Genomic DNA, 9,425 nt, shown 5'->3' on the forward strand with positions numbered 1-9,425 from the left:
TAGATCGCTCGTCGGCAGCGTCAGATGTGTATAAGAGACAGATTATAGGCTTTTTATAATTATAGGATTTAAATATTTACTTTTAGTATTTGGTTTCCAGATTAAGATATAAAGTTACGTTTTTTGAAAGATTAAGGTTAAAATTTAGGTTTTAGATTGGAATGTAAAAAACTAAAGTTTCGTCGAAGTTTTGAAATTAAAATTTCACTTGAATTTCAAGATTGATTTATTCTGGAGGAGTCTTATTGGTTATATGAAATATTGAACTGATAGAATAAGATATTTACAAGACCCCTTTATTTCCATTGGAAAGTATATATACCCCCCGGACCCCATTGTTTCCACTGAAACGTGTTTGGGATTTGGAGGAACAAAATAAAATATAATTTTATTTTGATAAGGGAACAAAATAATGTTGTTTTGTTATAACATTAAATGTATATATACTTTGTTATGGATATGTAAAAATTAGGACTTAAAAGACATAAAATAGTTTTAATTATGGAATTTAAATAAATATATTATTTTAAACACGTTTTTATAAATATCTCTGGCAAAACATGTTGTTCCAACTCTCAATATCCTCTCCAGTAGAAATGAAGGGGTCCCTCTCAAACAAACCAATTCTTAAGGTAAAATTATCCTTAATAATTTAAGGATCAATATTTTTCATTTACAGAGAACCTCTAGACAGTCTCCAGCAATATAAAAAAAGTATGCAAAAATCATTAAATAATATACAAATTTCTTTTAGAGCTATTAAGATAAATGGTGTTTATTAATAATCTCTGAATTAATCAAACTAATCTAAAAAGTTAATCTAAGAACCTATATAATTACTTTTACTTTTCTCTCTTTTGTCCTTAATTATTCTCCTGCCTCTTCTTTCCTTTCCCTTTCACTTGATTTATTTCAAAAGTTGATGATTTTGTTGAGTATTTCTCAAAGTCCTTCTTTTATTTTAATTTTTTCTTGCTCTTTTTTTCTTTCTTTTTTTCTTTCTTTTTTCCTTCTTTTTTCCAATCTCTTTTTTGTTTTCAGTTCTTTTTTCGTAGTTATTCAACCTATATAAATCAGTCTATTGATATTGTTTTTGTCGAATAAGGGATATATTACTAATTTACATAAACTGAGAAAACACAACCAATAGCCAACAATTAAAGAAAATCAATTCACAGAGCTTTGCTTGTTGGATCTTAATAAAGATGGCTAATGATGTTGTTTTGCTAAGGCTAAACAGTTACCTTTTTTCCTTGTTTTTCAATTTTCCAAATCATTCCACTATTTCTATTTTCTTTTAACCATATTCCTTTTTGTTCATATTTTATTCAAAGATATCCATAATTACTGACTAATTAAAGCTATTTTGGACTTTTATAAAGTCCAGGAGATCAATTTTTCGAGGTTTATTCCATAAGTCTTTTAAATAAAACTGGTTTTACTTTATCTATATGAATGTGCAGGGTCTTTCTGAAAGAGAGATATTTTCCTACCTGGAAAATGCAAAGTCAGAGGATACGGATTATTATCGGGTTTTAAGTTCAATGTGTACTCACCCTCATAAGATCGCAGCCGAGGCTCACAGGCTCTTTATTGAGGCTAACCTGGGTGATACCGGGCTTTTTGCCGGAGCCCACAGGCTTGAGCAGGAGGTTGTCAGGATGCTTGGGGAGCTTCTTCATGCTCCTTCAATTGATGTTCCTTCCGGAGACTCATGTGAGAGTTCGGTTTGCGGTTACCTTACTACAGGAGGTACCGAATCCAACATTCAGGCTGTAAGAGGAATGAAAAACCTTGTGACCGCAGGAAAGGAAGGGTTGAAAGGAACTCCAAATATTGTAATTCCTGAATCGGCTCATTTTTCTTTTGATAAGGTTGCCGACATGATGGGTATAGAGGTTAGAAGGGCTTCACTGGATTCGGAGTTTAAGGTGGACCTCACTTCTGTTGAAAGTCATATAAATGCAAACACCATAGGACTTGTAGGGATAGCAGGAAATACTGAGTTTGGCCAGGTGGATCCTATTGACGAACTCTCGGAAATAGCTCTTGAAAACGAGATTTTCCTGCATGTTGATGCGGCTTTCGGAGGTTTTGTAATTCCTTTCTTCGAAAAACCCCAGCCTTTTGATTTCAAAGTGCCAGGCGTTACTTCCATTGCTATAGACCCCCACAAGATGGGCCTGTCCACAATCCCGTCAGGTGCCCTGCTTTTCAGATCCCCTTCTTTCATGGACTCCCTTAAGGTAAATACTCCATACCTTACCACAAAGTCCCAGTTCACACTTACGGGCACCAGGAGCGGAGCCTCAGCTGCCGCTACCTGCGCTGTCATGAAATATCTTGGCCATGAAGGTTACAGAAAGAATGTGCAATACTGTATGCAGCTCACCGTAAAGCTAGTCACAGAAGCTCGAAAAATCGGTTTCGAACCCCTGCTTGAACCCGTAATGAACGTAGTTGCTCTGAAAGTCCCTGATCCTGATCTTGTCAGAGAACAGCTTCTTGAAAGATTCGGCTGGAATGTCTCAATCACCCGCACACCAAGAGCCCTCCGTCTAGTCCTTATGCCGCATAATACCCCGGAAGACATCGAAATATTTTTGCAGGATCTTAAAAAAGTGACAGCAGAAATTTAAAGTTACTGCTTTTTATTTTTATTCTCACTTTCGTTTTTTTCAGTCGAATACCACACAGCTTGCTGCAGGGTGCACCAGCGAAACTTTGATTTTTTTCCTGTTTTCCTTTTCCCCGTTTTTCAATTTTGCGCAAGCAAATATCTATAGTATTATTGCTAAATAGTAAATAGGATCAGCTACGCTTAATAATGAATTTAAATAATTGGGGAGGGAATTAGCTGATTTTTTTGTTTAATAAAAAACCTGGAACTTTTACGAATCACAGCTTTTTAACCGGAGCTTTTTAACCGGAGCTTTTTAACTGGTATTCAGGAATATACGTTTCATATATGTTTCACATATATTTCATCTAATTTCATCAAGTGTCTGTATTAGTTGAGCTGATAGTTGAGCTGATCCCAAAACTCAAAATTTGCTTCTTTGGATCTCGTATTTAAGTGACAAATCGAGCTTCTGATTATGAAAGCAATCCTGAATAATTCTGATAATTAAGATTAAAACTGGGTTTTGGGATGAACTCGTTAAATAAAGGGGGGCCTTTTAATTCATGAAATCTGCACTGAAAATCGGAAGCGTACTGGGCATACCTATCAGACTGCACATAACCTTTCTTTTAATACTTCCCATTTTTGCATATATTTTTGCAATTAATCCATATCCTTATGGCTTTCAAGGGGTTGAGCCGCCTGCGACAAAATATGCACTTTCGACCCTGACTGCAATCCTGCTTTTTGCCTCAATCCTTTTGCATGAGCTTGCGCACTCATATCTGGCAATGCGCTATGGAGTCAATATTGAAAGCATCACGCTCTTCCTTTTCGGAGGAGTTTCTTCAATGGAAGAGATGCCAAGGGATCCCGGACAGGAAGCAAAGATGGCTTTTGCAGGACCTCTAACGAGCCTGATTATAGGGGCTGTCTGTCTTTTCATATATAGGTATATAATTGCGCTAAACACTGTGCTTTCTGAAAATCCCGTTTTTCTGACAATCTGGATTCTTGGCGTCATGAATATAGTGCTTGGAATTTTCAACCTCCTGCCCGCATTTCCAATGGATGGAGGCAGGGTACTCCGTGCTTTCTATGCAAGGAGAATGTCTTATGTCAAAGCTACGCAGAGTGCAGCTGCCGTAGGAAAATTTTTTGCCATCCTGATGGCGATTTTCGGCATTCTTGTAGGAAACCTCTGGTTCCCTTTGATTGCTCTCTTTATTTATGTTGGTGCATCCGAGGAGGAACGCTCCACTCAGGCATCCGTAACTCTAGAAAATGTTCTGGTAAAAGATATAATGACAAAAGATGTAGTTTCAGTACCTTCTTCCATGAATGTTGAAGATCTGGTTCATTTTATGTTTGAGAAAAAGCATATGGGTTATCCTGTAATAGAGGGGGGCGACCTCAAAGGGATTGTGACTTTTACCGATATCCAGCGCGTTTCCACTCTTGATCGCCCTGTAACACGGGTCTCAGATATTATGACCAGAGATGTCATATCTATTACTTCGGATGCACGGGCAAGTGATGTCCTCAAATTGGTTGCATCTAAGAACATAGGAAGAGTTCTGGTCATTGATAATGGGTCTCTTGTAGGGGTACTTTCCAGAACAGACCTGGTCCGGACACTGAGGCTCAGATCAGAATGATGCACCAAAAAATTCCTTTTTGGAAATGTTCATCCGAAGAAAAGTGTTCATCCGAAGAAAAGTGTTCATCCGAAGACAGTTGTTCGCCCGAAAAAGGATTGCATACACACACTGAAAATCTTTAAAACTAAATAAAACTAAATTGTTAAAGAAAACTGTAAAAATAGCAAAACACAAATTTCTGGCAGGTAATCACACGACTACTTATCTGCCTGTGCTATATTTTTTTACAATTTAATTATATCATGTTTATGATCTGGTTATTTTAAATGTATAGTTTTATATCTTTGAAGTATGGTTTAACTTTAGATGTATAGTTTTATATCTTTGAAGTATAGTTTAATATCTTAGATGTGTAGTTTAATATCTTTGAAGCATAGTTTGGTATCCGGCAATTATAATTTAGTTATCTCACGGTATAACATAACTTATCTCATATTCAGATCCTTACAAATTGGCTATGTATAGGTTGGTTATGATGTATAGGTTGGTTATGTATAGATTGACTTTTACAGATCAGTTATTTTACAGATCAGTTATATAACATGTGTAACTTATTTAATGTGTATGGCTTAATTATACTATATATTAAATTACCTGTGTGCTAAACCATTCACATTATATCTTCGAATTCGCGGCAGTAAGTGTTTAAAATTCGGACGTATAATGGATAAAGGTATAATGGATAAAGTAACGTATTCTGGCAATGGGCTTGAAGGTAGAGTGATGTACTCTGGACAGCAGTACATAGCAATACGGTGAAATGCTCTGCTCTATACATTTTTATCCATCATTTCTAATATGCCGCAACAGAGAGACTGATAATGGATAGGTCTAAAATTACAGATTCTCAGGACAAGGATCCTGAATTCAATTTTCATAGTTCATCTCAGGAGTCAATATACTCTATGGACAAACTTATAACCGAATCCGCGGAAGATAATGTTTCTGTCGGAAAGTCTAAGCTTTCTGATTCTTCAATCAACAAGCCAGAGGAAACCCGGGCTTCTGTACTGCCATCTGTAGCAGAAGCCGGAGAGGTCGAAGTGAAGCTCGATATAAGTTCCGAGTTTATTGCGGAACCTCTTCCTGATTCAGCTTCGGAACTTTCAGTTCCTTCTTCTTTCCAGCCTCCGTCTCAGGATGGGACCAATCCGGCTGCCGAGTTTCAGCCTTCAAAGGTTGTGCTCATAGGTACGGCACATGTTTCGGAAAAGAGCGTGGCTGAAGTCAGGGATACTATCAGGAAACTTAAACCCGATATTGTAGCCATCGAGCTCTGCCGGGCACGTTATGATTCTCTGAAAGGAAATATCCAGGAGACGAATCAGCTTCCAATAAAGGAAATTCTCACTGAAGGAAAAGTATACTTTTACCTTGTCAACTGGCTGCTTGCCTATGTGCAGAAAAAAATCGGTGAAGACATGGGTGTAAAACCCGGTTCTGAGATGATTTCCGCAATCGATGAAGCAGAAGCATTAGGAGCCAGAGTAGCTTTAATTGACAGGGATATCCAGGTTACGCTCCAGCGTTTCTGGGGCCGCATGAAATTCCTGGAGAAAATAAAAATGCTTGGTTCTCTCATAGGCGGCCTGATAGGAATAGGAAAAGGAGCCGAGATCGATATCGATCAGATGACTCAACAGGATGTTGTCACAGCCCTTGTCAGTGAGCTCAGAGAATTTGCCCCAACTGCGGCTGAAACTCTCATAGATGAGCGGGACGCATACCTTGCAGGTAGCATCCTCAAGGTGGCTGCAGGCGGAAATAAAACTATTGTTGCAGTGGTTGGAGCAGGACATAAACCAGGAATAATTAACTACCTGAAAAACCCAAAGAGCATTCCGCCACTTAGCACTCTTATGGAGATTCCGAAGAAGCGCATTGGAATCGGTAAAATTATCGGTTTTGGAATCGTTGGTCTCGCGCTTCTGGTTTTTTTATTGCTCCTCGCATCGGGCACCCCCCTGCACCTCCTTTTGATAGCTTTCGGATGGTGGTTCCTCATTAACGGGGTCCTGAGCGCAGCCGGCGCCCTGCTGGCAGGAGGACATCCATACTCTGCCCTTACAGCCTTTTCGGTTGCCTGGTTAACCTCTCTGAACCCTATGATGGCTGCAGGCTGGTTTGCAGGTCTGGTAGAAGCAAAACAGCGAAGTCCAACCACTGACGACATTAAAGCCCTTGCAGGGATAGAAACTTTCAAAGAAATGTTCAAAAACCGGTTCATGCGTGTTCTTCTTGTGGCTAGCTTTGCCAATATCGGAAGTATGATAGGTACTTTTCTTGGGGCATATGTAATGATACAGGTTACAGGTCTTGATCCGAGGGACATTCTCCTTTCCGGATTCAGTGCTCTCGGACTCTGAAAAACAGTTATCTGATAGCGGGATTACGTCTTCGCTTTCCATGACTTTTTCCAGAACTTTTTCTTATTTTTTACTGCTTATTAGCACGAAAGGTACTGTTATTTGAAAATCTTTTACAACTCACACTTTTCTTTCCTGAATAAACTCTTCGTAGTGCATATAATCCACTTCCAATGGAGGATAAGGTGAATTGCCACAAGAATTGACATCAGGATTCCAACTCTACTATGTATCCAGATCCAGGTAGCTTTCGTTAGCCCCATGTACACCAAGTATCTACCCCTTTGAACTCCCGAAGGTATGAAAAAATACATGAAAAGACCTGTACCTGCGACTCCAAAAAACAGCGTTGTCAGGGCAAGGTCTATTAAATAATTGGTTTTTTGTCTGTTCATGTTTCCACTCTCATTTTGTTTCTCCGAATCTGAAAAGTAACTTTCTTAATCCGAAAAGTAACCCTTAAAAACTAGACTTCTAAAGAATGGACCTTATAAGCTTCCTTTAAACTTACTTTATGCTTACTTAGTAAATTTTTCCGGAACAGTAATTCGGTCTGGAAAATAAAAAGGTATGCGATAAAAGGTATGCGATAAAAGGTATGCGATAAAAGGTATGCGATAAAAGGTATGAGAAAAAGATGGAGAAGTACGTGAAGAACAGGTATGTGAGAAAAATATATGGAAAAAAAGAAATGGATTGATAAAAATAATTTTTAAACTCAAGAGAGCTTGTGAAGTCTGAAAAAAAGAAATGGAATTGTTAAAAAAAAGAATTTTTGAGCTCAGAAGAGCTCGTGAAGTTTGAACTGATATTTACCCAGTTTGCCGCCGTAGTTACCTGCAGAAATCTTCTTGATTCCGGGGACAGTTACCGCAGCTTCTATTCCAGCTTTCATGGCTGCTTTTATGCTCTCTTCATCAATCCCATTGATGACGATTTCATAGACAGCATTGACATCAGCAGGAATTTCGGTGTTTTCCACTTTGTCCTTTATGGAGGGGCAGAACTTTTCATTTGCAGTAGCTTTCAGGAATTTGTACTTGTTTGCTCCGGCCTTGGATCCGCTTGAGACAATGCCGCCCGGGAATGGGGTAATTGTGCCTTCAAGTTCCGTAATTGCATCAACAGCAACCTCGGCTGCAGTCAGGGCGCTCATCTGGGAGTCTCCGAAGATAAAGAAGTTTCCGCCTGCAATTCCGGCTACTGCTCCTATATTTTCTTCACTCACAAAGTCTCCTTCCATGATCGGGACTTTGTATACTTTGCGGCCTGCAATCTGGGCCTCGGACTCCATACCGTCTCCGAAGAATTTGAGTTTAAAGCCAATATTAAATTGCTTCTCAGCGTCAGGCAGCCCGTTAAAGACTGCAGTTGTAGGAGCTGTAAGTACGCACTGCCCTATCCTCTCAAGCAGCTGTTCTTCAAGAGCTTCGTATTTGAAAGTACAGATCTGGATATAGACTCCAGGCCTTCCGTCAGGGGTCTCGCTGGGGCTTGCGAACCTTTCAATTCCCGCCTCTGCAGGGCACATTATAACTGATGTCCCGAAGCCGGTGGCTTCAGTGGCTGCTACCTGTGCCCAGCGCTTTGTGACTGCTGTTATGAGCACCCTTGAAATCTTGATCGGAAACGCTTCTGCATATGTATCTTCAATTTCTACTCCATTGATTTCCATGAAAATCCCCTAGTTTACTTTTCATTATTAATTATTATGATATCCAGGTTTGACATCTGTGCTTGAAATCTGCTACAAATTAGCATGTTTTAGCATATTCTTAATCCAGCACAGTCCAGCATAATGCATTATTTTCTTTTAGCCTGCTTTAGATATTTTTGAACTATTTATGCTGTTTTCGTGCTGTGTTCGAATTGTTTCTGCTATGCTGGTTGTTCATGCTCAGTTGGATTGTTTATGCCGTACAGAAAAAGTCACATAATCGCAGCGTTACTTAATCTCAGGCATACACTTAAAGTTTTATGGTACTTTTATTTTCGATGGTTTAATTAATCGGTTAAATCGGTTTAATCGATTAGCTAATGAATGTCTATTATAATATTTATATCAAATATATAATTTTTCAAAGAAAAGAACTTAAAAAAAGTTGAGTATTATGTTAGGATGAATCAGAAAATAGAATTAGGAAATACGTTCTGCCAGATAAACCATAAATAAATTGTAAAGAAAATTTTAAAAACGAAGGTATTTTTAAGGATTTTTATTGGTTTTTATTGGTTTTTATTGGTTTTTATTAGTTTTTAATGGTTTTTAGTGGTTTTGAGTGGTTTTTTAGTGGTTTTGATTGGTTTTGATTGGTTTTGATTGGTTTTGATTGGTTTTGATTGGTTTTTATTAGTTTTTATTAGTTTTTATTAGTTTTTAAGGGTTTTTAAGGTCCTTATAAGGTATTTCTTATTCTCATATTACTTTATCCCCTCTGAGAACTGTCTTTATGAGGAGGTCGCCAGTAAAGGTATCAAATATTATTGTACGTCCATAGTTTTTCCCTATATCTTCAGCTATGATTGACACTCCCAATTTTGTCAGGGTTTCTTTCGCACTCTTTATGTTTCTCTCACCTATATTCATGTGTGAGTTTTCGAACATGCTTGCTCCCCCGACAATTTTTGCTTCAAGTTTTTTTCTGGAACCACCTTTTTTTATTATTTCGTCCACCAGGTACTCTATCCCACTTTCCGCAGATGTCCTTTCAATTTTCACAATTTTTACTGCTATCGTTTTGTCTGAAAACTACTCAGGTTATTCAAATATGTGTT

At 38.2% G+C, this 9,425-nt stretch carries 5 protein-coding genes and 1 pseudogene; 3 read left to right on the forward strand and 3 right to left on the reverse strand.

The window, feature by feature from the left end; genetic code table 11:
* The first annotated feature begins 1,451 nt into the window (after positions 1–1,451).
* The 3 genes from mfnA to EO93_RS06820 all read left to right on the forward strand — a co-directional run bounded on the left by mfnA (position 1,452) and on the right by EO93_RS06820 (position 6,650).
* Complete coding sequence (mfnA, locus tag EO93_RS06810) at positions 1,452–2,639, forward strand: tyrosine decarboxylase MfnA (protein ID WP_048135291.1); 1,188 nt, start codon at positions 1,452–1,454, stop codon at positions 2,637–2,639.
* Positions 2,640–3,186: 547 nt separating this feature from the next.
* Entirely contained in the window at positions 3,187–4,281 is a 1,095-nt protein-coding gene (locus EO93_RS06815) for a CBS domain-containing protein (protein ID WP_048161643.1), read from the forward strand.
* Between the two features lie 824 nt (positions 4,282–5,105).
* On the forward strand, positions 5,106–6,650 hold the full coding sequence (locus EO93_RS06820; protein WP_048161644.1) for a TraB/GumN family protein: 1,545 nt from the start codon (positions 5,106–5,108) through the stop codon (positions 6,648–6,650).
* A 113-nt stretch (positions 6,651–6,763) separates the two neighbouring features.
* On the opposite strand, the gene EO93_RS06825 is transcribed toward EO93_RS06820, so the two are convergent.
* The 3 genes and pseudogenes from EO93_RS06825 to EO93_RS06835 form a co-directional block, all read right to left on the reverse strand.
* Complete coding sequence (locus EO93_RS06825; protein WP_082107587.1) at positions 6,764–7,045, reverse strand: DUF4405 domain-containing protein; 282 nt, start codon at positions 7,043–7,045, stop codon at positions 6,764–6,766.
* Between the two features lie 386 nt (positions 7,046–7,431).
* Positions 7,432–8,325 carry a formylmethanofuran--tetrahydromethanopterin N-formyltransferase gene (gene fhcD / locus EO93_RS06830; RefSeq protein WP_048135280.1) on the reverse strand — a complete coding sequence of 298 codons (894 nt, stop codon included), beginning with the start codon at positions 8,323–8,325 and terminating at the stop codon, positions 7,432–7,434.
* A 741-nt stretch (positions 8,326–9,066) separates the two neighbouring features.
* A pseudogene (locus EO93_RS06835) lies at positions 9,067–9,345 on the reverse strand (chemotaxis protein CheD); the annotation flags it as partial.
* Between the last annotated feature and the right edge of the window lie 80 nt (positions 9,346–9,425).

It is taken from the genome of Methanosarcina sp. 1.H.A.2.2 (assembly GCF_000979975.1).
Taxonomy (GTDB): Archaea; Halobacteriota; Methanosarcinia; order Methanosarcinales; family Methanosarcinaceae; genus Methanosarcina.